Raw genomic sequence first — 22317 nt, 5'->3', positions numbered from 1 at the left:
CCTGATCTCTTGAAATACAGGTTACGCGGCTACCGGTCAGTCGAGGGCGCCGCGAACGGCGGCCTTGACCAACTGCGTATGCAGCGTCACCGACAGTGCCGCCATCTCACGGACCAGTTCCTCGGCACGGTCGCGCGCACCGGTGCCCTTGCCCTTCGCGATGGGGCCGGCGATCTGTGCGACCAACCCGGCCTCGCGGTCGGCACTGACCTTGAACGCACGCAGGTGGCGCGTCTCGAGCCCGAAGTTGGCCAGCGCCGCAGCAGCCTCCACCAGGCGCACGGCGTCTTCGTCGAAGAAGCCGCCGGGGCCCGCAGAGAGGAGTCCATTGCGCACGAGCTCGGAGATGAACGCCGAGTCGACGCCGGTCCGTTCGATGAGCGTCTCCCGATCCACCCGGCCGCCGCGCGAGCTGAAATCAGTCGCCGGGGCCACCGCACTGCGCGCCGACGACAGCAGTCGCGGGCCCGCGCCGCCGGCGGCCGCGTCGATCTCGTCGAGCTGCTCGCGGATCACCTTCAACGGCAGATACCGATCACGCTGAGCGGTGAGCACGAACCGCAGCCGCTCGCAGTCCTGATCGCTGAATCGGCGATAACCGGACGGCGCACGATCGGGAGTCACCAGACCCTCGGTTTCGAGGAACCGAATCTTCGAGATCGTGACGTCGGGGAACTCTTCTCGCAGCACCGCGAGCACAGCACCGATCGACATCGTGCGGTCGCTCGCGGCGGACGCGCGCGCAGCAGACGAGGTCACGACTGCGTGGCACCTGCCTCACCGGCGCGCGGGCCGGACAGGAACACCAGACGGAACTTGCCGATCTGCACTTCGTCCCCGCTCGTGAGGGTCGCGGTGTCGACCGGCTCGCGGTTGACGTAGGTGCCGTTCAGGCTGCCCACATCGACCACCTGGAAGTCGTCGCCGTTGCTCCGGAACTCGGCGTGCCTGCGGCTCACCGTCACGTCATCGAGGAAGATGTCGCTGTCGGGGTGACGGCCGGCCGACGTGGTCGGCTGGTCGAGCAGGAACCGCGACCCTGCGTTCGGTCCCCGCTTCACGACCAGCAGCGCCGTTCCCGGCGACAGCCGCTCGACACCGGTATCGGCCGGCTCGTTCGACGCCGCGGGGGCGTCTACTTCCTTGATGAAGTCCTCGCGGAAGACCGAAGTCGTCTCCACGGGCGCTTCAAAGCCGTTGTCGTTACCGCTCACCACATCTCCTTCATCGTCAACGCACCCCGCCGTGACTCAAGACTCGCGACGCCCCCTGGTGGGGCATGCCGCAGGTCAGCCGAGGTACCTGCGCGAACTCCAATTGTCCGGGGGTACCGCACCTTTGGGCTCACTCGCTGTTACACATGCATCGGACCATCTCGTCGTTGAGATGTGCGTCTGCGAGGCAGGAACCTTCTTAAGTGAACCTACCGTCTTTGTCCGAACGCCGCCCGGGGTCGGGGACGTTTGGCGTACTGGAAATCATATCGACCCGGTCCGCGGTGCGGGCACGAGTCGCCTCCGGAAAGCCCGGTCGTCAGCTGGCGGTCAGCCGCTGATAACCGCCCGGTAGCCTTCCGCGTCGAGCAGACCGGCGAGAATCTGGTCCAGGTCGGCGTCGTCGCCGACCGTGATCTCGACCAGCCAGCCGTCCTCGTACGGGGACGAATTGACCAGCTCGGGAGCACCGTCGAGAGCCTCGTTGGCAGCGGCGACGGTACCGTCGAGCGGACCGAAGATGTCCGAGACGCTCTTGGTCGATTCGACCTCGGCGAACGACTCGCCCGTCTCGACGTCCGAGTCCACCTCCGGAAGCTGAACGAAGACCACGTCGCCGAGCGCGTCCTGCGCGAAATCGGTGATCCCCACTCGGACGGTCTTGTCACCGACCTTGCGGATCCACTCGTGCTCGTCGGTGTAACGCAGCTCTGCGGGGATCTTGGTGTCGCTCACGTTGCGGCCTCTCTCAGGAACTGTCGGAAGACTTGGACTCACCCTCGCCCGCCGCTCCGTTGCGGCCGCGAGGCGCTCCATGACTTTATCGTGACGAGCCGCCGGATCGCGCATCAGCCCGACCGAGCGAGCGATGCGTGATCAGCCTGTGACCGACCTGGGCGGCATCGTCCGCACCACGGCGACGGTCTGAATCCAGTACAGGACCAGCGACCACAGATACAGGCCGACGCCCCAGATCAGGAAGGCCCAGCCGATCGGATGGCACACCGTGCCCACCACACCGTCGATCTGACCGGCGAGAAGCCACGGGAAGGCGCTCATCAGCGCGAAGGTGGCGGCCTTGCCGACGTAGAGGGTCGGCAGGGCCGTCACGCCCCTCGATTTGAGCAGCGGCGCCGTGGCGAAGAGCAGCAGATCGCGGCCGACGATCAGTCCGATGAGCCACCAGGGAACGAAGTCGCGGATACCGAAGCAGATCGGGATCACGATCACGTACAGGCGATCGGCCGCCGGATCGAGCAGCGCGCCGAGCTTAGACGACTGTCCGAGCCAGCGCGCGAGCTTCCCGTCGAGCCAGTCGGTGAGGCCCGAGACGAAGAGCACCGCGAAAGCCCAGGCGGCCGACTCCTCCACGAGCAGCAGCCAGATGAAGACCGGGATCAGGAGCAGACGCAGCACGCTGAGGGCATTGGGCACCGTCCACACGGCGTCACTCCGTTCGGCTCGCGGTGCCTCGCGCGAGTCCTGCGGCCGCGGCCGAGTCATCGGAAGATGCCGACGATGCCCTGAATCGCCTGCGCACCGGCGGATGCGAAGTGATTCTCGTGAACCAGGTAGGTCCACGTCATCGTCGAGCGATGCAGTCCTTCCAAGCCGAGGTCGACGCCGTCGGCGGTGATGCGGGCGTCCACGAAGGTCTTGCGCGCCGCCTCCATCGCCTCGTCGGCGAGCTTGGCGAACTCGGCGAAGATCAGCTTGTGGAACTCCTCGAGCGGGCTCTGCGCGCCCAATGCCCGCAGGTGGATGCTGGCCTGCACGTCAGCGATGTACGCGAGGTGATCGGCCCACGCGCGGTCGAGGTGGTACAGCACGATCTGCCGCGCGGCCTCCGCCAGGACCTCGTCGTCGACGTCCGCCGACAGGCTCTCGTACCGCTCGGGCTCGGACTCCTTGAGGTCGGTCAGGGCTTGATCGGTGGTCAGTACCGCCATCCGCCGCCGGACGATCGCGTTGCGCTGCTCGTTGACCTGCTTGTTGTACTCCCACGTGTTGCTGTGGAGTTGCAGCATCGCGCCTTCGGCGATCTTCTGGGCGTTCTCGACGCTCTCGACTCCCTTGGCTCCCATCGACCCGTCCGAGGAGATCGGCTGCTGCTCACGCTGGTGCGTGAGGTTCTTGGTGACGAGCGGATCCTCCAGGCTCGAGAAGAAGACCGATCGGCCGGGATCGCCCTGCCGCCCCGCACGGCCGCGCAGCTGGTTGTCGAGCCGCTCGGTGTCGTAGCGTCCGGTGCCGACCACGCAGAGTCCGCCGAGCTCGATCACCTCCTCGCGGGCGGCCTCGTCACCGCTGGAGCCGCCGAGCCGGATGTCGGTGCCGCGGCCGGCCATCTGCGTGGAGACCGTGACGGCTGATCTACGGCCCGCCTCGGCGATGATCGCCGCCTCTTCGGCGTCGTTCTTCGCATTGAGCACCACCGACGGAACTCCCGCCCGCTCCAGGAAGTACGCGAGCTCCTCCGACTGCGCCACGTCGTGCGTGCCGATCAGGATCGGCTGTCCGGTCGCGTGGATCTCGGAGACGAACTCGACGACCGCCTCCACCTTGTGCGCCTTGGTGTCGTAGACGCGATCGGGCTCGTCGACGCGGATGTTGGGGGCGTTCGGCGGAATCTGCGATACATGCAGATCGTAGAACTGCCGGAACTGCTCACCCGCCGCGATCGCCGTGCCGGTCATGCCCGCGACGCGCGGGTACCGGCCGATCAGCGCCTGAACGGTGATCGTGTCGATCACCTCGCCCGCCTGGGTGGGGTTGAGGCCCTCCTTGTACTCAACCGCGGCCTGGACACCGTCCGGCCAGCGCTGCAGCCGCGCCACTCGGCCGCGGGAGGCGTTGATCAGATGCACGCCGCCGTCGCGCACGATGTAATCGACGTCGCGTTCGAGCAGGTAGTAGGCGTAGAGCGCGACGTTCACGTGCACCAACGTGCTCGAGACATGTTCCTCGTCGTAGAGGTTGATGCCGCCAAGCGTGGACTCGACGAACTGGGCGCCCTCCTCGGTCAGCGAGACGTTCTTACCGTCCTGGTCGAGTTCGTAGTGCTTCGACTTGAGGTGGGACACCACCTCGTGGATCGCCTTGTTCGGGATCTCCGCGTCGGTCGAGCCGGCGAGGATGAGCGGAACCAGTGCCTCGTCGACCAGCACCGAATCGGCCTCGTCGACGATCACCACGTCGGGTTCGGGTGCGACGAGTTCGTCCGCGTGCAGCGCGAGGTGGTCGCGCAGGACGTCGAACCCGATCTCGTTGACCGAGGCGTAGGTGACGTCGGCGTCGTACGCCGCCTGCCGCTCCTCGCGGGTGGAGTGCTCGTTGATCGAGGCGACCGAGATCCCGAAGACGTCGTACAGCGGCTTCATCCACTTCGCGTCACGATCGGCGAGATAGTCGTTGACCGAGACCACGTGCACCTGATGACCGTCGAGCGCGTAGCCGATCGCCGCGATGGCGCCCGCGAGGGTCTTGCCCTCGCCGGTCGCCATCTCGACGACGTCGCCCTCGAGCATGCGCAGCGCACCCTGCAACTGCACGTCGAAGGGCTTCATGTCGAGCTTGCGGTCGCCGGCTTCGCGCACCAGCGCCAGGAACTTCGCGCGGTCGCCGACCACCGACATGTCGAGTTCGGCTGCGGCGCCCGCGAACTCACCGTCCCCGAGCCCCGCGGCCCACTCGTCGTGTTCAGCGGACTCCTCGATCATCGTCAGCGACTGCGACTGGTTGCGAGAGGTCTGCGCACCCAGCATGCGCCACATCGCGTTGGTGAGTCTTCCCACGTGCTTCCTGTTCCTCGAACTCCGGACTGCAGAGACCTCGGTGCGCGTCGCGACGCCGGGGTCGATCGTGATCTACCGTACGCGGCGCTGCGCTACCGTGGCGCACATGATCATCGGACGCCGGACGCGTTGGCGGGTGCTGGCAGCTATGGGCGCGATCGTCGCCGGTACGTCGAGTCTGGCGGGCTGCGGGGACCGTTCGTCCACGCCCGACGCCGACCCCGCAAAGCTGGTCGGGAAGACGTATCTGTCCACGGAGGTCCAGGGCCCGCAGATTCCGGGCGGAGGACCGCTGCTGCTCGCCTTCGGCAAGGGCACCATCAGTGCGAACGCCGGATGCAACGGGCACGGCGGCGCCGTCGCGTTCACCGGCGGCGTGCTCACGACCGGGAATCTGGTCGGCACGATGATGGCGTGTCCGCCGCCACGCGACGGCGCCGACCGATGGGTCACGGACCTGTTCGGCTCACCCCTGTCGTGGCATCTGGACGGTACGACGCTCACTCTGCAACGCGGCGATCGGAAGGTGATGCTCGCCGAACGGCGCGAGCGTCCCGTCGTCGGCACCCGATGGCGGGTCAGCGCGCTCGTCACCGACGCCGCGGTCTCGACCTCTGCCGCACTCGAGAACAGCAAGCCGTACTTCGAGATCGCGGGCGACGGCGCGTTCGCGGGCAGCACGGGCTGCAACAGGATGACCGGGCGGGCGCGCGTCGACGGAGACCGGATCCACCTGTCGCCGATCGCGACCACCCGCCGGGCGTGCGATCCGGAGACCGCGGACGTCGAGCGCACGGTGCTCGCAGCGCTCCGGGACGAGGTGATCGTGGAGGTCGACGGCGACGAGATGCGGCTGACCAACGCGGCGAACCGTGCCGTCGGGCTGCGGCTGACGGCGTCGGGCATCGCGTAGCGCGTCCTGTCGGCGGTCCGCGGCCGCGGCCCCTACACTGCGTCTATGCCGAAGAAGAGCGGGCGGCCGCCCAAGCTGCCGAAGGACATCTACGAGGCCGAGCTGTTCCGCCTGCAGACCGAACTCGTGACCCTGCAGGAGTGGGTGCGGGCCACCGGAGCCCGCGTGGTGGTGGTCTTCGAGGGCCGGGACGCCGCAGGCAAGGGCGGAGCGATCAAACGCATCAGCGAGTACCTGAGCCCGCGGATCTGCCGGGTGGCGGCGCTGCCCGCACCCACCGATCGGGAACGGGGACAGTGGTACTACCAGCGATACGTCGCACATCTGCCCGCACCCGGTGAGATCGTCCTCTTCGACCGCTCCTGGTACAACCGGGCCGGTGTCGAGAAGGTGATGGGCTTCTGCACGCCCGAAGAGCACACCCGGTTCCTCCGGCAGACACCGATCTTCGAGCAGATGCTCATCGACGACGGGATCATCCTCCGCAAGTACTGGTTCTCGGTGTCGAATGAGGAACAGCTCCGCCGATTCCGCGCCCGCCGCGACGATCCGGTGCGCCAGTGGAAGCTGAGTCCGATGGATCTCGAGTCGGTGTACCGCTGGGAGGAGTACTCCCGGGCCAAGGACGAGATGATGGTGCACACCGACACCTCGAGCAGTCCGTGGTATGTGGTCGAGTCCGACCAGAAGCGCAACGCCCGGCTCAATATGATCTCCCACCTGCTCTCCACCATCGACTACGAACCCGTCCAGCGGGCGGAGGTGAAGCTGCCCAAGAAGCCGATCGAGTCGGGCAACTATCATCGGCCGCCGCGGTCGTTGTCGAAGTTCGTGCCCGATCACGTGGCCGCTCTCATCGGCGACCGGGAGTCCTGATTCCGCCGTGTCCGTCCTGAACCTCCTCGCGTCCCGGCTGCCGGTCGGAGCGCGCGAGGTGGTGTACCTGGTGAGCGTCGCCGGCTTTCCCAATCTCGGCGACGAACTCATCGCCGAGGCCTGGCTCCGGCATCTGGCGGCGCGGCGACCGGCCGCGGTGGTCGTGGTCGATTCGCCTCGGCCCGGGCAGGCGGCGCTGCTGCTCCAGCACGCCAATCCCGCCGCCGTGTTCGTCGACACGCTGTGGCGCCGGGTCTTCGCACCAGGCGACGGCCACCGCTCCGATCCGGTCGACGACCTGCATCGGTCCGCCGGCTCCGATCCCGGGGCCCGACTGCTGCTGCGGGCGGGGACCGTCCACATCGTCGGCGGCGGCTTCCTCAACGGCCTGTGGCCGCATCACCTCGCGCTGGTCTCCGCCGTCGCCGTGGTGACGCGGTCCACCGGCGGACGGGCGGTGGCCAGCGGTGCCGGTCTGACACCGGGTTTCGCAGGTCCCGACGCCGAGGATTTCCGCGCTGCCATCGACGGCTTCGACGTCTTCGACGTTCGCGACGCGCCCAGCGCGGAGTACCTCGGGCCGGTCCGCGGTGCATCGTTCACCGGCGACGACGCGTGGCTGTCGGCCGCGGTGGCCCGCCCCGAACCCGGCCCGCCGGAAGAGGCGGGCGTGGTGGTGTGCGCACAGGGCGATCTGACCGACGACTTCTCGTGGCGCGGTGACCGCGGCGTGACCGCTGTAGCGCGATTCATCGAGGCGACGCTCGACGAATGGGCTGTCGCCGGCCCCGAGGTGGTGATCGCCGAGTGCAATCCCGGCATCGACGCGGTGGTCGCGAACCGCCTGGGCGCCCGGCTCGATGGCGCCGAGCGGCTGTCGTTCCAGCAGGTCTGGGCGTCGGGGCTGCCCACGGGCCGGGGACGAACGTGGGTGTCGACTCGTTTCCACCCGCACCTGATCGCGGCTTCGGCCGGAGATTCGGGCGTCGCGGTGATCGCCAAGCCCGACTACTACGGCACCAAGCACGCCTCGCTGTCGGAGGCCGGTTCGGCGTGGACCGTCGTCGGTCCGGACTGCGACGTTCCCCCGCGGCCCTGCGCCGGCGGCTTCTCCCCCGCCGCCGTGGCCACGAATCGGTCTCGCAAGGCCGCGCTGGCGCACCGGCTGTACCCGCCGGGAACCGGCTTGCGCTGATCGGAAGATGCCGTAGAGTCGGCAACCCTATGTGGATAGGTTCTCTCGAATTCGATTTCCTGCTCGGCGACGTTCACTCGTTGAAGGGCAAACGCTCCGTCATCCGGCCGTTGATCGCCGAGATCCGCCGGCGGTACGACGTCTCGGTGGCCGAGGTGGATCATCGAGACGTCCACCGGCGGACCCTCATCGGGGTCGCGGCGGTCAGCGGCGACGCCGCGCACGTCACCGAGGTGCTCGACGCCGTCGAACGGTTCGGCGCCGCCCGGCCCGAGGTGGAACTCCTGTCGGTCCGTCGCCGGATGGTCTCGACCGACGACCTGTGAACCGTCCGCCCGGTGACGCTGTGGGCCGGTGACCCGGTCGCGTTCAGTCCGATGCGACGCAGAATTGATTGCCGTCCGGATCGGCCAGCGTGGTCCAGGCGAACCCGTCGCCCATGCTGCGCTCCGCCACCAGGGTCGCACCGGCGGCGATGAGACGCTCCACCTCCGCGGTCCTGTCGTCGGCACGCAGATCGAGGTGGATCCGGTTCTTGCCGGGGGTGGGGTCGGCGACCTTCTGGAAGGCGATCATCGGTCGGCCCGCCCCCAGCGCAACCGTCACGAACCAGCCCTCGTTCTCCTCCGCGATCTCGCCGCCGAGCGCCTCCGCCGCTGGTCAGCGGCCGAATCCCGCATCGCGCAGCGCCTGCGCCATCGATCCGCCGGCCGGCCGGTCGTCCCGCCGGGAACCGCCCCGGCCCTGACCGGCAGCGCCGCGCGGGCCGCCTCCGCGGCCCTTTCCGCCCCGGTTGTTGTCGCTGCCCCGATTGTCGTTGCCCCGGTTGTCGCCGCCCCCGCGTCTGCGACCACCGCCGCGCGGACCGGCGTCGGCCTCGTCGTTCAGTCGCAGCGACAAACCGATCCGCTGCCGGTCGACGTCCACCTCGAGCACTTTCACCTTCACGATCTGGCCCGAGCGAACCACCTCGTGCGGGTCGGAGACGTACCGGTCGGCCATCGCCGAGACGTGGACGAGTCCGTCCTGGTGCACGCCCACGTCCACGAAGGCACCGAATGCCGCGACATTCGTGACGACGCCTTCGAGCACCATGCCGGGCCGCAGATCGGACACCTTCTCGACTCCGCTCGCGAAGGTCGCGGTGGTGAACGCCGGCCGCGGGTCGCGGCCGGGCTTCTCCAGTTCGGCGAGGATGTCGGTGACGGTGGGGACACCGAACGTGTCGTCGGCGAACTCCGCGGGCTTGAGGGTGCGCAGCGTCGTGCTGTCACCGATGAGCTCGGTGAGTTCGCGACCGCTGCGGTCGAGGATCTTGCGCACCACCGGGTACGCCTCCGGATGCACGCCGGAGGCGTCCAGCGGATCGTCGCCGCCGCGGATGCGCAGGAAGCCGGCGCACTGCTCGAACGCCTTCGGACCCAGACGGGGGACGTCGAGCAGACCGGTCCGGCTTCGGAACGCACCCGTCCGGTCTCGGTGAGCCACGATTCCGGCGGCGAGTGTGGGGGTGATCCCCGAGACGCGCGAGAGCAACGGAACCGACGCGGTGTTGAGATCGACGCCGACGGCGTTCACCGCATCCTCCACGACCGCGTCGAGGCTGCGCGCGAGGTTGGTCGCCGAGACGTCGTGTTGGTACTGACCCACGCCGATCGACTTGGGATCGATCTTGACCAGCTCGGCCAGCGGATCCTGGAGGCGACGCGCGATGGAGACCGCGCCGCGGATCGAGACGTCGAGCTGCGGGAGCTCCTGGGAGGCGTACTCGGACGCAGAGTACACCGATGCGCCCGCCTCCGACACGACGGCCTTGACCGGCGGCCGGGCGCCGGACTTCTTGATGTCCGAGAGCAGCTCGCCCGCGAGCTGATCGGTCTCGCGCGAGGCCGTTCCGTTGCCGATCGCGATCAGTTCCACCCCGTGGCGCGCGATCAGCGCGGCCAGCGTGGCTTTGGCCTGATCCCATTGCTGCTGCGGCTTGTGCGGGAAGATCGCGCAGTGGTCCACCACCTTGCCGGTCGCGTCGACCACCGCCACCTTCACGCCGGTCCGGTACCCGGGATCGAGGCCGAGAGTGGTGCGCGTCCCGGCGGGAGCCGCCAGGAGCAGATCCTTGAGGTTGGTCGCGAAGACGGCGACCGCGTCGTCCTCGGCCCGGCTCCGGAGCTTCATCCGCGCGTCGATCGTCGCGGTGATCATGAGCTTGGTCCGCCACGCCCAGCGAACCGTAGCGGTGAGCCAGTCGGTGGCCGCACCCGGATGCGACTGGTCGACGCCCAGGGTCGCTGCGACCATCGCCTGGTACGGCTCGTCGTCGCCACCGTCGAAGGTCAGGCTCAGGACCTCCTCCTTCTCGCCGCGCAATACGGCGAGCACGCGGTGGGACGGCATCGCGTCGAGCGGTTCGGCGAAGTCGAAGTAGTCGCGGAACTTCTGCGCGGCGGCATCGGTCTCGGCACCGGGCCGGACCTGAGTCCGGAGCGAGCCGTCGGCCCAGAACTTCTCGCGGACCGCACCGACGAGCTCGGCGTCCTCCGAAGCGCGCTCGATCAGGATGTGGCGTGCGCCGTCGAGAGCGGCGGCGGCATCGGCGACCTGCTCGCCGATGTAGGCGGCAGCGGCGTCGGCGGGAACCAGCGACGGATCGGCGAGCAACGCCTCGGCCAGCGGCTCGAGACCGGCCTCACGCGCGATCTGCGCCTTGGTTCGACGCTTGGGCTTATACGGCAGGTAGATGTCCTCGACGCGCGCCTTCGTGTCGGCGGCCAGCAGCGATGCACGCAGTTCGTCGGTCAGCTTCCCCTGCTCGTCGATGGACGCGATGACGGCGGCCCGGCGCTCGTCGAGCTCGCGCAGATAGCGCAGTCGTTCGTCCAGCAGACGCAGCTGAGCATCGTCGAGACTGCCGGTGACCTCCTTGCGGTACCGGGCGATGAACGGGACGGTCGATCCTTCGTCCAGCAGCTTCACCGCCGCGCTGACCTGGCCTTCGCCGACGGAGAGCTCCTTGGCGATGCGGGCGTTCACTGACTCGAGAGGCGCACTGTTGGTCACCGCATGCAGGCTACCGAAGGGTGGTGCCCGGGCCGCTGGCCGCCCGTGTCATAACCTGGCTGGCATGACCGAACCGACCCCGTTCGACAAGCTCGCGTTCACGTGGGAGGCGGCCTTCACCGCAGTTGACGCAGCCGAGGCGTCGCCGCGCGGAGCCGAACCCGGCGACATCGCATGGATGGAGACCATGCGTCCGCAACTGGAGAATCTGCGGCGGCGCAACGACGCGGGCGAGGACCTGGAAGCCGACTTCGACACCATGATGTGGGTGATGGCCAATACGCAGACGGCGATGCAGGTGCTGTCGCGCTATCGGACCACCCGCGAGGGCGCCGACAAACTCGCCGAGTTCGAGCGGCTGCGCGCGCAATCGCACACGCTCGAGGCTCCGGACGACTGAGCGCCGCTCAGCACTCACGTTCCGGGTCCGGGGCGGCGACCGGGACCTCGGCGAACATTCCGAGCCGGCTGTCGCGCGCCAGCCCGGAGATCCCGTTCGACCGTCCGCGCTGCACACGCACGGCTACCAGCGCCAGCACTCCGGCGATCACCGCCACCTGGATCACGCCGCCGCCGATGAGCGGCGCCCGCGGTCCGAACCATTCGGCGAGCAGACCGAGGAGCGGCGCGCCGATGGGTGTGCCGCCCATCAGCACCGTCATGTAGAGCGCCATCACCCGCCCGCGGACCTGCGGGTCGACATGCATCTGCACGTACATGTTGGTCGCGGTGAGCGACAACAGCGCGGAGAGTCCCACGAGAGGCAGCACCAGGCCGTAGAGCAGCGGGGTCGGCACCGCACCCGACAGCACGTTGGCGACCGCGAAGACCAGCGCGGCGCTGACGACGAACCGCAGTCCGGGAGACGACTTCCGCCGCGCGGCCAGCAGCGCGCCGAGCAGCGACCCCGCGCCCGATACGGTGCCGAGCAGACCGTACATCTCGGCGTCCAGGTGGAACTCGTTGCGCACCATCAGCGCGTTCGTCATCTGGAAGTTCAGACCGAAGGTGCCGACGGCGAAACCCACGCCGAGGGCGATCAGCAGATCGGCGCGCGCGGCCACATACCGAACGCCCTCGCGCACCTGGCCCTTCGCCCGGCGCAGCGGTTCGGCCGGAACCAGTTCGTCCCTGTTCAGCAGCATCAAGGCGATCAGGAAGGCGAGATAGCTGACGCCGTTGCTGAGGATCGCCCACCCGCTGCCGAAGGCCGCGATGATGAGCCCTGCGACTCCCGGGCCGATGAGCCGGGCGGCGTTGAAGGCCGAACTGTTGAGCCCGATCGCGTTGGTGAGCCGTTCGGTTCCGACCATCTCCGAGACGAAGGCCTGGCGGGCGGGTGCGTCCAGGGCCGTACCCATCCCGAAGACGACGGCGAACACGTACACGTGCCAGGTCTGGGCCACGCCGGAGACCGCGAGGGCGCCGAGCACCAGCGCGCTCAGCGCCATCCAGCTCTGCGTGAACATCAGGAGTCTGCGCTTATCGAAGCGGTCGGCGAGGACACCGCCGAAGGGTGAGAGGACGAGCGCCGGAACGAATTGGAGCGCCGTCGTGATGCCGACCGCCATCGCCGATCCGCCGGAGAGCTGCAGCACCAGCCAGTCCTGGGCCACCCGCTGCACCCACGTGCCGACGTTGGAGACCAGTGCGCCGGTCACATAGGTCCGGAAGTTCGGTACGGCGAGGGAGGCGAATGTCGACGACTGCCTCAGCTGCACGAACCCTCCTGGATTCCAGACTTCCGCAGTCCAACGTACGCCCTGTCCCCGCGCGTCTGCGCGGGCGATCGGTTCGCATTACCGTGGACGGCATGCGCGCAGTCATCATGCATTCGCCCGGAGACGTCAGCGTCGTCGATCGACCCGATCCCCGAATCGAACAGCCCACCGATGCGATCATCCGCCTCGCCGCCACGTGCATCTGCGGCTCCGATCTGTGGCCCTATCGCGGTGCCAACGACGTCGAGGAGGCTCCGATGGGCCACGAGTACGTCGGCTACGTCGAAGAGGTCGGACCCGAGGTACGCACCGTGAAGGTCGGTGACTTCGTGGTGGGTTCGTTCATGGCCTCGGACAACACCTGTGAGATCTGCGAGGCCGGCTACCAGTCCCGATGCGTCAACGTCCACCCGATGGGCGGGATCGGAACCCAGGCGCAGTACGCCCGCATCCCGTGGGCGGACGGAACGCTGGTCGCGACGCCGGCGCCGCCCGACGACGACCTGATCCCCTCGTACCTCGCGGCGTCCGACGTCCTGGGCACGGGCTGGTTCGCGGCGGACGCCGCTCAGGTCCGGCCGGGCAAGACCGTCGCCGTCGTCGGCGACGGTGCGGTGGGCCTGCTCGGCGTTCTATCGGCGCGGCAGATGGGAGCTGAGCGCATCATCGCGATGAGCAGACACGCCGACCGCCAGGAACTCGCCAGGCAGTTCGGTGCCACCGACATCGTCGCCGAGCGCGGCAAGGACGGCGTCGCGGCGGTCAAGGAACTGACCGGTGGACTCGGCGCGCACTCGGTGATCGAGGCCGTCGGAACCCAGGAGTCGATGATGCAGGCGATCCGATCGACCCGCCCGGGCGGCCACGTCGGCTTCGTCGGCGTCTCGCACGGCGTGGAACTGCCCGGCGACAGGCTCTTCTACTCGGCGGTGCATCTGCACGGCGGGCCCGCACCGGTCCGCCGGTATCTGCCCGATCTGATGCGCCGCATCGCGGCCCGAGAGATCGACCCCGGCCGCGTCTTCGATCTCTCACTGCCCCTCGAGGACGCGGCCCAGGGCTACCGCGCGATGGACCGGCGCGAAGCGATCAAGGTGATGCTCACCGTGTGAGCTGCTCGTTCAGCGTTCCCTCACGGCCCGGGCGCTCCACCGACCCTGGGCGTGGTCGACGGCGATCCGATGGTCGAAGGCCCGGCTGATGACCTCCGACGTGACCGTCTGAGCCGCCGTTCCGGAGGCCACCACCGCGCCGTCGCGGATCACGAGTGCGTGGCTGGTGGTCTCGGGCAGCTCCTCCAGGTGGTGGGTGACCAGCACAGAGGCCACCTCGGGCGCGGACACCGCGAGTGCGTCGACGGTTTCGAGGAGTTGTTCCCTGGCGGCGACGTCGAGGCCGGTGGTCGGCTCGTCGAGCAGCAGGAGTTCGGGATCGCTGATCAGTGCGCGCGCGATCAGCGCCCGTCCCCGTTCGCCCTGCGACAGGGTGAGCCAATCGGAGTCGGCACGCGCGCTCATTCCAACGTCGTCGATGAGGGCGGCGGCCCTGGCCCGGTCCTGCGCGGAGGGCACCCATCGCATCGGCAGATCGATGGTTCCGGTGACGCCGGTGAGGACGACCTCGGTCACGGTGAGTCCGGTCTGCAGCCGATGACGCGGGTTCACGTGGCCGATGTGGCGGCGCAGTTCGGCGGTGTCGACGCGACCGAGGCGCTTACCCAAGACGTCGACGGTGCCCGTCGTCGGGTGCGTCTGAGCAGCGCAGAACCCGACGATGGTGGTCTTGCCCGCTCCGTTCGGGCCGAGCAGCGCCCAGTGCTCTCCCGCATGCACGGTGAAGTCGATGCCGTGCAGGATCTGCCGGCCGTTGCGGCGGAAGGTGACGGCGTCGAGCCGCAGAACCTGTTGTGCGCGTGTCACGCGAGTGCCTCCTTGAGTCCGTCCAGATGGGTGCGTGCCGCGGTTGCGGCGTCGGCAGGTCGCCTCGCCGCCACGGCGTCGACGATGTCGGCGTGGGCGCGGTGGTCGATGTCGGTGTCGAACTCTCGACGGATCCGCAGCAAGTCGACCATCGCGACGCGCACCCGCGGGGTCATCGCGTCGAACAGTTCGGTCAACACCGGGTTCCCGGCGGCGGAGACCACCGCCCGATGGAAGTCGATGTCGGCCGCGACGTGGTCCTCGATTCCGCTCCGGCTCTGTTCGCGCTTCTCGAGCGCCGCACGCATGGCGCGCAGCTGCGCCGGAGTGCGGCGCCGTGCCGCCAGCGCGGCGGCTTCGGTCTCGATCGCGGTGCGCGCCTCCAGCACTGCGACGACGTCCGCCCTGCGAAGGACGTCGTCCCAGTTCTCCGGCACGTCGACTGCGGCGACGAAGACGCCGGCGCCCTGGCGTGACGAGAGGACGCCGCGCCCTGCCAGCTGGCGCACCGCCTCCCGCACGGTGGATCGGCCGACCCCCAGCTGGACCGCCAGCGTGCTCTCGCCGGGAAGCTTCTGGCCCAGTGTCCACTCCCCGGCGCGAATGCGCTCGAGTAGTACCTCGGCGGCCTGATCGGCCAGCGGCGTTCGCCGCACCTGTGCGGGCATGACCACTCACTCCTCTACTTGTCTGATGAGTTGTGTTAGATTCTAGCGCCATGCAGAACCTCGCTTCCCTCCGACTCATCAGCCACGGAGAGTCCTGATCCGCAGACCGGCGACTCCCCGTGGGCCCCGACGCCGGTCTGCACCCGACTTCTGCGAAAGCGAGATCCCATGTTCACCGAATCCGAATCCCCCGCGTCCCGGCCCGACGCCTTCGGCTCCATCAGCACCCCTGCCGGGCCGATACCCGACCAGTCACCCTCATGGAACCGCCAGCGGCGATCCCAGATGCCCTCGCACCGGTACCGCGACGTGTACCGTCGCGTCGAGGTTCCGCTGACGACGCGCCGGTGGCCCGAGGCTCGCCTCACGTCCGCGCCGCTGTGGGTTCCGGTAGACCTGCGCGACGGCAACCAGGCACTGCCGGAACCCATGAACCCGGCACGCAAGCGCCGGCTGTTCGAATTGCTCGTCGCCATGGGCTACAAGGAGATCGAAGTCGGCTATCCCTCGGCGTCGGCCACCGACTTCGATTTCGTCCGGCAGATCGCGGAGACCGATCTGGCCCCCGACGACGTGACGGTGGTCGTCTTCACTCCGGCGCGACGGGATCTGATCGAGCGGACCGTGGAGTCCATCCGCGGGATCGACAATCCCGTGGTGGTGCACATGTACACCGCCACGGCACCCGTCTGGCGCGACATCGTGTTGAGACAGTCGCGGTCGGAGCTGCTCGAGACCGTTCTGGGCGGCGGCCGGGACGTGTTGGAATTCGCCGGCGACCTGCCGAACGTCCGTTTCGAGTTCTCCCCCGAGGTCTTCAACCTCACCGAGCCGGATTTCGCGCTCGACGTCTGCAACGCGATGACGCGGCTGTGGGACGCCGCTCCTGATCGTCCGGTGATCCTGAATCTGCCTGCGACCGTGGAGATCGCGACGCCGAACGTCTACGCCGACCAGATCGAGTACATGCACCTGAACCTCGAGCGTCGGGAATCGGTGATCCTGTCGGTGCACCCGCACAACGACCGCGGCACCGGAATCGCGTGCGCGGAACTGGCGGTGCTGGCCGGCGCCGAACGCGTCGAGGGATGCCTGTTCGGCAACGGCGAACGGACCGGCAACGTCGACATCGCCACCTTGGCCCTCAATCTCCACGCACAGGGCGTCGACCCGATGATCGACTTCTCGGACATCGACGAGATCCGCCGAGTCGTCGAGGAGGCCAACCAGATCGAGATCCATGCACGCCACCCGTACGTCGGCGACCTGGTGCACACGGCATTCAGCGGCACTCATCAAGACGCCATCGCCAAGGGATTCGCCGACCACCGACGCCGGTCCGCCCATGCCGGTCACGCCGAATCGGAGATGCCGTGGGACGTGCCCTATCTGCCGGTCGACCCGGCCGACCTGGGCCGCACGTACGATGAGGTGATCCGGGTCAACTCGCAATCCGGCAAGGGCGGTATCGCGTATCTGCTGGCAGCCGAGTTCGGCGTCGAGTTGCCACGCCGCCTTCAGATCGACTTCGCACGCGTCGTGCAACGGCACACGGACACCGAGGGCCGCGAAGTCGACGCGGAGACGCTCTGGACGCTGTTCTGCGCGGAGTACATGCCCGCAGACGGCGCCGCGGACAGCACCTCAGCGCGCGCGGACGCCATCGAACCTCTGAGCCGTCACCGGAGCGCGATCACGGCGCCGGAACGCGGACGCTTCCTGACCGTTCTGGAGTGGCGGCGCGGGGACGACTGCGGCTGGTCGGCAGGCATCGGGGCGTCGGAGGACGAGGCCGATCGGGCGGCGTCGGCCGCCGCCCGCAGGCACTGAGCGGCCCTGCGTCAGTCCGCGTCGACACCCTGGCGCTCGAACGCGTCGTTGAACGCCCGCAGCTGAGCGAGCAGAATCGCGGGATCGCCGGGAGCGAGATCGGCGAAGACGCGATTGAGCCGATCGGCACGTCGTCTACCGTCGTGTTCGAGCGCCTCCATCCCCGCCGCGGTGGGCCGGTGCATCCGACTGACCTGCCCGTCGACGGGGAAGCGCTCGACGTATCCGCGCTTGATCGCCGCGTTGACCTGCCGGTTCACCGTCGACTGCTCCAGCGCGAGATCGTGGCTCAGTTCACGCAGAGTCCGCGCGCGGCCGTCCGACAGCAGCCAGAGGATATGAAACGCGGATGCGTCCAGAATCGCCTTCGGGTCGACCTCGTCACGTCTGCGACGCAACCGCAGGAGTTCTTCGACCAGGTCCCGATGCACCTGGGACGGCCAGGTGGGCTCGCCTCCGTCTACCGTTCTCACCTCGTTCTCGACTGGACCGCACACAGCCCCGAGTTTGGGGTGTGCACGACGCATATGTACCTTACATAGGTTGTTCTCGCATGCTCCGCACTGAAACGAAGGCCTCTGAATGTCCTCCCCCTCCGGTACGGCGGATCCGACCGCCGACGATGTGAACCCCGCGCCCGCGCCGGCCGACGCCCCTGCCGCCGCAGCGTCGGACGAAACCGCAGGCGACTGCGGTGCACTCGGTATCGTCATCACCCTCTGTCTGGGCGGTCTGGTCGCATCCCTGATGCAGACGCTGATCATCCCGGTTCAGCCCGAACTACCGCAACTGCTGCACACGTCCATCTCGAACGCGTCGTGGGTGATCACCGCCACGCTGCTCGGCGGCGCCGTGGCTATGCCGATCGCGGGGCGCCTCGGCGACATGTACGGCAAGCAGCGCGTGATTCTCGCCAGCGCGCTGCTACTCGTCGTCGGCTCGCTGATCTGCGCCATCGGCGGCACACTCGTTCCGATGCTGATCGGACGCGCCGTCCAAGGCATGTCGATGGGCTTCATCCCGGTCGGCATCAGCCTGATGCGGGAGGTGACGCCGCCGCGTCTGACCTCGATGGCGGTGGCCGCGATGAGCGCCACGCTCGGCGTCGGCGGCGCCATCGGACTTCCGGTGTCGGCCTGGGTCGCGCAGACCTGGGACTGGCGGGCGCTGTTCTGGGCTTCGGCGGGACTGGCATTGCTGATCACCGTCCTGGTCGTAGTCATCGTGCCGAACGTCGCCGACAGTGCCGGTGGACGACTGGACGTAGTCGGCGCAGTCGGAATGGCGGCCGGTCTGTGCAGCGTCCTCATCGCCATCTCGAAGGGTAAGGACTGGGGCTGGGCGTCCGGCGCCACCCTCGGCTTCCTCGCCGCCGGCGTGGTCGTGCTCCTGGCGTGGGCGATGTTCGAGTTGCGGCACAGTGATCCGTTGGTCGATCTGCGCACGACCGCCAAGCCGACGGTGCTGCTGACGAATCTGGCGGCGATCGCCATCGGATTCGGCATGATGGCGCAGGCGATCGTGGTTCCGACGATGCTCGAGGTGCCGGATTCGGTCGGCGGCTTCGGGCAGACCATCTTGCAGACCGGTCTGTGGATGGCTCCGGGCGGCATCATGATGATGCTCTTCGCCCCGATCTCCGGCATGCTCATCAACCGTCTCGGCCCGAAGCTCACGCTCGCGATCGGCGGCGCGGTCCTCTGTGTCGGCTACCTCACCGCGTACTTCCTGATGAACGCTCCCTGGCAGCTCGCCGTGGCTTCGGTGATCGGCTCGGCCGGCGTGGGCATCGGCTACGCGGCGATGCCCACGCTCATCATGGGCGCGGTGCCGATCACCGAGGCCGGGGCGGCGGTGGGACTCAACGGCCTGATGAGGTCGGTCGGCACCACCCTGTCGTCGGCGGTGATGGCGGTGGTTCTGGCTGCGTCGACCATCGATCTCGGTGGCGGTCACCAGGTTCCGACGCACTCCGCCTTCCGCTGGTGCTTCCTCATCGGGGCGGCCGCGGCCTTCGTCGGTGTGCTCATCACGCTGGCGATTCCGCGCGCCCGGGCGCGCTCAGCGGAGCTGGCGGTGGCCTGAGGGATTGGCGTTCACCCCTCGACGACACCGCCCGTCCCGTTCAACCGAGCGGGGCGGGCGGTGTTCCGTCTCCGAAGGGTCGGCCACCGAGCGCCTCCCTGCCGTGCGGTTCGGCCCAGTTCGACAGATCCGGACCCTTCGGCACGATCCCGGAGGGGTTGATGTCGCGATGCACCTGGTAGTAGTGCCGTTTGATGTGGTCGAAGTTCGTGCAGTCACCGAAGCCGGGAGTCTGATAGAGATCGCGCGCGTATGCCCAGAGCACCGGCATCTCGGAGAGCTTCTCGCGATTGCACTTGAAGTGGCCGTGATACACCGGGTCGAACCGCGCGAGCGTCGTGAACAGTCGCACATCCGCCTCGGTGATGGTGTCTCCGACCAGGTATCGCTGGGTGCGCAGCCGTTCGGTGAGCCAGTCGAGCCGGGAGAAGAGTTGGTCGTAGGCGTCGTCGTAGGCTTCCTGTGAGCCGGCGAAGCCGCACCGGTACACGCCGTTGTTCACGTCACGGTAGACCACCGCGTTCACCTCGTCGATCTCGCGGCGAAGGTCCTCGGGGTACAGCCGGGGCGCCCCGTCCCGGTGGAAGTCGACCCACTCGGTCTCGAAGTCGAGAGTGATCTGCGGGAAGTCGTTGGTGACCACCGCTCCGCTCGGGACATCGACGACTGCCGGGACGGTGATGCCCTTCTCATAGCCGGGGATCCGCCGGAAGTACGCGTCCTGCAGCCGCGGTATGCCCAGCACCGGATCCACCCCGCCCGGATCGAGGTCGAAGGTCCACGACCGCCAGTCGTGCGTCGGACCGCACACACCCATTGAAATCGCGTCTTCGAGACCGAGCAGCCGGCGCACGATGATCGACCGGTTCGCCCACGGACAGGCGTATGAGACGACGAGCCGGTAGCGCCCGGCCTCCACCGGGTAGCCGTCGGCGCCGTCGCGCGTGATCCGGGTCTCGATGTACCTGGTGTCTCGTTCGTACGGCTGATCTGCCTTGACGTACTTCTCGTGATCTCCCGGGCGGTTCTCAGTCATCTATCCAGCATGGCACCGAACAGGCGTCACATGCTTTCGAACGCGCGGCCGAGTTCGGCGTCGACGTCGATGAACCGGGCCTTGCGGATGGCCGGCTTGTCGATCTCGGTCTCCACGAACTTCGCGATGACCCTGCGGATCTCGTCGTCCACCTGAGCCAGATTGCGAATGATCTCGCCCCGGACGTTCCGCGAGCTGACGTCGACGAACACGTCGCGCGGTCGCGGTGGGTCCACCTCTATCCGCACCTGCAGCGGCGCCGCGCACCGGACCGTCAGCGGCAGTGTCACCAGACCGTCGACGTCGTACCGGATGCGGTCGACCTTGAGATCCACCGTCAACGCGATGTGCAGCGGCAGCTTGACCGTGAAGGTGATCAGCTGCCCGAGATCACGGACGATCTCCGGTTCGGCGACGCGCACCATCGCCCGCACTTTCACCACTCCTGCCGGTCCCGACCCGATCGGGCCGACCTCGAACTCCTCGCCCGCGATCGAGGTGAACGCGCTGCCGATCCGTTCCTCGGTGACGGCGAGCTCGAAGAACCGTCGACCGAACTCCTCGTACGACAGGTATGCGGGCTCGACGTCCGCCGCGGACCCATCGTCGGTCCCGCCGGCGCCGAGCGCGGCCTCCATCGATTCGACGGCTTCGACGACATCGGCCGCGTCGGCATCGACGACGCGGTCGTCCAGTTCGCCCGCCTCGGACGGTTCAGGGACGGCGTTCTCGTGGTCTGGGTTCTCCGACACGGCATTCATCCTTCCCTATTGGGCCAGAGGTTCGTAGCCGCAACCGTCCACGTGTGCACGCACATGGCACGGCGGCCGACGAGACCAGGTCAGCGGCTCGCTGCGTCGGGGAGCCTGGGCGGGCACGCCGTTCCGGGCAGCGCCGCCAGTTCGAAGTGCCACCACTCGTTGTCGTACACCCGGCACAGGCCCCAGCGGATGCCGTTGGCCTGCAGCCAACGCGCGCCCGACCGCGGTCCCACATCGACGGCCTCGCCCGTGACGTGGGTCGACTCATCGGGCGGCAGTACCCAGCGGCGCGCGGCGGCGGCACTGCCGTAGTCGGCGATGCCCTGCCGCCACAGTGCCGCCTGCTCCGCGCGCGAGCGCTTTCCGGACGTCACCGACAGCGCCACCCCGGAGGCACGCGCCTCACGGTGCGCGAGCGTGTAGGCGATCGCCAACTGCGGCGTGAGTCCGGCGGTGCCGGGGGCCAACGACACGCCGAGGAAGTTCGCCCGGGCCGTCGCCGGATCGGCATGGGCGGCCGGCGCGACCGCCGCGGATGCGGCGATCGCCAGGGCCGCCGCAGCAGCGGTCACTCGCACTCGGATCACGGGGTCGAACCTACTACGGACCCGGTCGGCATGCGAGACGTCGACCTCCGACGGACCGGCCGACACGCCGATCAGCGTGCGTATCGGGGTACTTGCCCTCGAACCCGGCAGCTGCGACGGTTGACCGATGACAGGTTCGCCGCGCCAGGCCCGTGATCGTCGTTCCTTCACTCGCCGCCCCGTCAGCGGACGCCGCCGTGTCGCCGCGGTCACCGCCGTCCTGGCGGTCGGCGCGGCGGCAGCCGTCCATCCGGCCGAGGCGTCGGCGGCGCCCGCCGCCGCCTCGGCCCTCACACCGCACGACGTCGCCAGTGCTCCGTACGGCGCGCTGTTCTCGATGGGTGTCCCGGTGTACGAGCGCGTGAGGTTCATCCGCGAGCCGGGGGCGCACAGCCGGACGATGATCATGCAGCGGTTGCATCGTCCCACCGAAGGCAAGCGCGGCAGCGCCCGCTACGCCTTCCTCGGCGACCGGCTTCCCGAATCATTCCTGGTGAGCGAGGACTGGAGTCGAAACGGAACGCCTCAGGGCTTGGTGGTCCCGATGACCCGCAAGTCGCGCGGACGACCGCCCACCCCGAAGTATCAGTCGATCACCACCGTCACCGGACCGGTCGGCGAGCTCCGCGCGATCGGCTGGTCGCACCGCTACTCCGACTGA

Annotated in this window: 22 protein-coding genes and 1 pseudogene; 9 read left to right on the top strand and 14 right to left on the bottom strand. The window is 68.5% G+C overall.

Annotated elements, in window-relative coordinates; translation table 11 throughout:
- Positions 1 to 36 precede the first annotated feature (36 nt).
- From Y710_RS13775 to secA2, 5 genes are all read right to left on the bottom strand, one after another.
- Positions 37 to 714, bottom strand: a complete 678-nt coding sequence (locus tag Y710_RS13775) for a transcriptional regulator FtsR (protein ID WP_039866887.1) — start codon at positions 712 to 714, stop codon at positions 37 to 39.
- 41 nt (positions 715 to 755) lie between these two features.
- Positions 756 to 1217 (bottom strand): glycogen accumulation regulator GarA, encoded by a 462-nt coding sequence (gene garA, locus Y710_RS13770; protein ID WP_006895079.1) that lies wholly within the window; start codon positions 1215 to 1217, stop codon positions 756 to 758.
- A 327-nt stretch (positions 1218 to 1544) separates the two neighbouring features.
- Positions 1545 to 1949 carry a glycine cleavage system protein GcvH gene (gcvH, locus tag Y710_RS13765; RefSeq protein ID WP_006895080.1) on the bottom strand — a complete coding sequence of 135 codons (405 nt, stop codon included), beginning with the start codon at positions 1947 to 1949 and terminating at the stop codon, positions 1545 to 1547.
- A gap of 141 nt (positions 1950 to 2090) precedes the next feature.
- Positions 2091 to 2717 carry a CDP-alcohol phosphatidyltransferase family protein gene (locus tag Y710_RS13760; protein ID WP_039866852.1) on the bottom strand — a complete coding sequence of 209 codons (627 nt, stop codon included), beginning with the start codon at positions 2715 to 2717 and terminating at the stop codon, positions 2091 to 2093.
- Positions 2714 to 5008, bottom strand: a complete 2295-nt coding sequence (gene secA2 / locus Y710_RS13755; protein ID WP_062367699.1) for an accessory Sec system translocase SecA2 — start codon at positions 5006 to 5008, stop codon at positions 2714 to 2716. The genes Y710_RS13760 and secA2 overlap by 4 nt, the downstream gene beginning before the upstream one ends.
- Before the next feature lie 106 nt (positions 5009 to 5114).
- Between secA2 and Y710_RS13750 the strand changes: the two genes are divergently transcribed.
- From Y710_RS13750 to Y710_RS13735, 4 genes are read left to right on the top strand one after another with little or no spacing between them, the layout of a single operon-like run.
- Positions 5115 to 5921 (top strand): META domain-containing protein, encoded by an 807-nt coding sequence (locus Y710_RS13750; protein WP_039866891.1) that lies wholly within the window; start codon positions 5115 to 5117, stop codon positions 5919 to 5921.
- 45 nt (positions 5922 to 5966) lie between these two features.
- Complete coding sequence (ppk2, locus tag Y710_RS13745) at positions 5967 to 6797, top strand: polyphosphate kinase 2 (RefSeq protein WP_006895084.1); 831 nt, start codon at positions 5967 to 5969, stop codon at positions 6795 to 6797.
- 7 nt (positions 6798 to 6804) lie between these two features.
- Positions 6805 to 7992, top strand: a complete 1188-nt coding sequence (locus Y710_RS13740) for a polysaccharide pyruvyl transferase family protein (protein ID WP_062367698.1) — start codon at positions 6805 to 6807, stop codon at positions 7990 to 7992.
- Positions 7993 to 8021: 29 nt separating this feature from the next.
- Positions 8022 to 8318 (top strand): DUF503 domain-containing protein, encoded by a 297-nt coding sequence (locus Y710_RS13735; RefSeq protein WP_045537865.1) that lies wholly within the window; start codon positions 8022 to 8024, stop codon positions 8316 to 8318.
- A gap of 43 nt (positions 8319 to 8361) precedes the next feature.
- Here the strand turns inward: Y710_RS13735 and Y710_RS13730 are convergent.
- Positions 8362 to 8646 (bottom strand): annotated as a pseudogene (locus Y710_RS13730) (VOC family protein); the annotation flags it as partial.
- A gap of 6 nt (positions 8647 to 8652) precedes the next feature.
- The gene (locus Y710_RS13725; RefSeq protein WP_197462940.1) at positions 8653 to 11049 is read right to left on the bottom strand and encodes a Tex family protein; all 2397 of its coding nucleotides are present in this window, start codon (positions 11047 to 11049) and stop codon (positions 8653 to 8655) included.
- 64 nt (positions 11050 to 11113) lie between these two features.
- On the opposite strand from Y710_RS13725, the gene Y710_RS13720 reads away from it, so the two are divergent.
- On the top strand, positions 11114 to 11449 hold the full coding sequence (locus Y710_RS13720) for a hypothetical protein (RefSeq protein ID WP_006895089.1): 336 nt from the start codon (positions 11114 to 11116) through the stop codon (positions 11447 to 11449).
- 7 nt (positions 11450 to 11456) lie between these two features.
- On the opposite strand, the gene Y710_RS13715 is transcribed toward Y710_RS13720, so the two are convergent.
- The gene (locus Y710_RS13715; protein ID WP_062367696.1) at positions 11457 to 12770 is read right to left on the bottom strand and encodes an MFS transporter; all 1314 of its coding nucleotides are present in this window, start codon (positions 12768 to 12770) and stop codon (positions 11457 to 11459) included.
- Between the two features lie 92 nt (positions 12771 to 12862).
- Between Y710_RS13715 and Y710_RS13710 the strand changes: the two genes are divergently transcribed.
- Positions 12863 to 13882, top strand: coding sequence for a zinc-dependent alcohol dehydrogenase family protein (locus Y710_RS13710; RefSeq protein ID WP_062367726.1), 1020 nt, complete (start codon positions 12863 to 12865; stop codon positions 13880 to 13882).
- A 9-nt stretch (positions 13883 to 13891) separates the two neighbouring features.
- Here the strand turns inward: Y710_RS13710 and Y710_RS13705 are convergent, their stop codons facing one another.
- Positions 13892 to 14689 (bottom strand): ABC transporter ATP-binding protein, encoded by a 798-nt coding sequence (locus Y710_RS13705; RefSeq protein WP_062367695.1) that lies wholly within the window; start codon positions 14687 to 14689, stop codon positions 13892 to 13894.
- Positions 14686 to 15357 carry a FadR/GntR family transcriptional regulator gene (locus Y710_RS13700; protein ID WP_062367694.1) on the bottom strand — a complete coding sequence of 224 codons (672 nt, stop codon included), beginning with the start codon at positions 15355 to 15357 and terminating at the stop codon, positions 14686 to 14688. The genes Y710_RS13705 and Y710_RS13700 overlap by 4 nt, the downstream gene beginning before the upstream one ends.
- A 168-nt stretch (positions 15358 to 15525) precedes the next feature.
- Here Y710_RS13700 and Y710_RS13695 point away from each other — a divergent pair, with 168 nt between their 5' ends.
- On the top strand, positions 15526 to 17187 hold the full coding sequence (locus Y710_RS13695) for a 2-isopropylmalate synthase (RefSeq protein WP_045539445.1): 1662 nt from the start codon (positions 15526 to 15528) through the stop codon (positions 17185 to 17187).
- Between the two features lie 11 nt (positions 17188 to 17198).
- Here the strand turns inward: Y710_RS13695 and Y710_RS13690 are convergent, their stop codons facing one another.
- On the bottom strand, positions 17199 to 17714 hold the full coding sequence (locus tag Y710_RS13690) for a MarR family winged helix-turn-helix transcriptional regulator (RefSeq protein ID WP_082781323.1): 516 nt from the start codon (positions 17712 to 17714) through the stop codon (positions 17199 to 17201).
- Positions 17715 to 17769: 55 nt separating this feature from the next.
- Between Y710_RS13690 and Y710_RS13685 the strand changes: the two genes are divergently transcribed.
- Entirely contained in the window at positions 17770 to 19272 is a 1503-nt protein-coding gene (locus Y710_RS13685) for an MFS transporter (protein ID WP_062367693.1), read from the top strand.
- A gap of 40 nt (positions 19273 to 19312) precedes the next feature.
- Here Y710_RS13685 and Y710_RS13680 read toward each other — a convergent pair whose 3' ends face one another.
- The 3 genes from Y710_RS13680 to Y710_RS13670 form a co-directional block, all read right to left on the bottom strand.
- Positions 19313 to 20308, bottom strand: a complete 996-nt coding sequence (locus tag Y710_RS13680) for a glutathione S-transferase family protein (RefSeq protein WP_006895103.1) — start codon at positions 20306 to 20308, stop codon at positions 19313 to 19315.
- A 26-nt stretch (positions 20309 to 20334) separates the two neighbouring features.
- Positions 20335 to 20946, bottom strand: coding sequence for a hypothetical protein (locus Y710_RS13675; RefSeq protein WP_045539458.1), 612 nt, complete (start codon positions 20944 to 20946; stop codon positions 20335 to 20337).
- Positions 20947 to 21149: 203 nt separating this feature from the next.
- Positions 21150 to 21656: a M15 family metallopeptidase gene (locus Y710_RS13670; RefSeq protein ID WP_082781327.1), complete on the bottom strand. Its 507-nt coding sequence runs from the start codon at positions 21654 to 21656 to the stop codon at positions 21150 to 21152.
- Between the two features lie 127 nt (positions 21657 to 21783).
- On the opposite strand from Y710_RS13670, the gene Y710_RS13665 reads away from it, so the two are divergent.
- The gene (locus Y710_RS13665) at positions 21784 to 22317 is read left to right on the top strand and encodes a hypothetical protein (protein WP_062367692.1); all 534 of its coding nucleotides are present in this window, start codon (positions 21784 to 21786) and stop codon (positions 22315 to 22317) included.

Source organism: Gordonia sp. QH-12 (genome assembly GCF_001578675.1).
Taxonomy (GTDB): Bacteria; Actinomycetota; Actinomycetes; order Mycobacteriales; family Mycobacteriaceae; genus Gordonia; species Gordonia sihwensis.
The sequence above is the reverse complement of the archived record's forward strand: the minus strand, read 5'-3'. Positions and strand labels throughout refer to the sequence as shown.

What these genes read in the sequence shown, in the direction of transcription:
- ppk2 (WP_006895084.1), top strand. Translation starts at nt 5,967, where the DNA reads ATGCCGAAGAAGAGCGGGCGGCCGCCCAAGCTGCCGAAGGACATCTAC.
- Y710_RS13760 (WP_039866852.1), bottom strand. Translation starts at nt 2,717, where the DNA reads ATGACTCGGCCGCGGCCGCAGGACTCGCGCGAGGCACCGCGAGCCGAA.
- Y710_RS13750 (WP_039866891.1), top strand. Translation starts at nt 5,115, where the DNA reads ATGATCATCGGACGCCGGACGCGTTGGCGGGTGCTGGCAGCTATGGGC.
- Y710_RS13775 (WP_039866887.1), bottom strand. Translation starts at nt 714, where the DNA reads ATGTCGATCGGTGCTGTGCTCGCGGTGCTGCGAGAAGAGTTCCCCGAC.
- Y710_RS13685 (WP_062367693.1), top strand. Translation starts at nt 17,770, where the DNA reads ATGTCCTCCCCCTCCGGTACGGCGGATCCGACCGCCGACGATGTGAAC.
- Y710_RS13680 (WP_006895103.1), bottom strand. Translation starts at nt 20,308, where the DNA reads ATGACTGAGAACCGCCCGGGAGATCACGAGAAGTACGTCAAGGCAGAT.
- Y710_RS13690 (WP_082781323.1), bottom strand. Translation starts at nt 17,714, where the DNA reads ATGCGTCGTGCACACCCCAAACTCGGGGCTGTGTGCGGTCCAGTCGAG.
- Y710_RS13700 (WP_062367694.1), bottom strand. Translation starts at nt 15,357, where the DNA reads ATGCCCGCACAGGTGCGGCGAACGCCGCTGGCCGATCAGGCCGCCGAG.
- Y710_RS13695 (WP_045539445.1), top strand. Translation starts at nt 15,526, where the DNA reads ATGTTCACCGAATCCGAATCCCCCGCGTCCCGGCCCGACGCCTTCGGC.
- Y710_RS13710 (WP_062367726.1), top strand. Translation starts at nt 12,863, where the DNA reads ATGCGCGCAGTCATCATGCATTCGCCCGGAGACGTCAGCGTCGTCGAT.
- Y710_RS13720 (WP_006895089.1), top strand. Translation starts at nt 11,114, where the DNA reads ATGACCGAACCGACCCCGTTCGACAAGCTCGCGTTCACGTGGGAGGCG.
- Y710_RS13735 (WP_045537865.1), top strand. Translation starts at nt 8,022, where the DNA reads ATGTGGATAGGTTCTCTCGAATTCGATTTCCTGCTCGGCGACGTTCAC.
- Y710_RS13675 (WP_045539458.1), bottom strand. Translation starts at nt 20,946, where the DNA reads ATGGAGGCCGCGCTCGGCGCCGGCGGGACCGACGATGGGTCCGCGGCG.
- Y710_RS13665 (WP_062367692.1), top strand. Translation starts at nt 21,784, where the DNA reads ATGACAGGTTCGCCGCGCCAGGCCCGTGATCGTCGTTCCTTCACTCGC.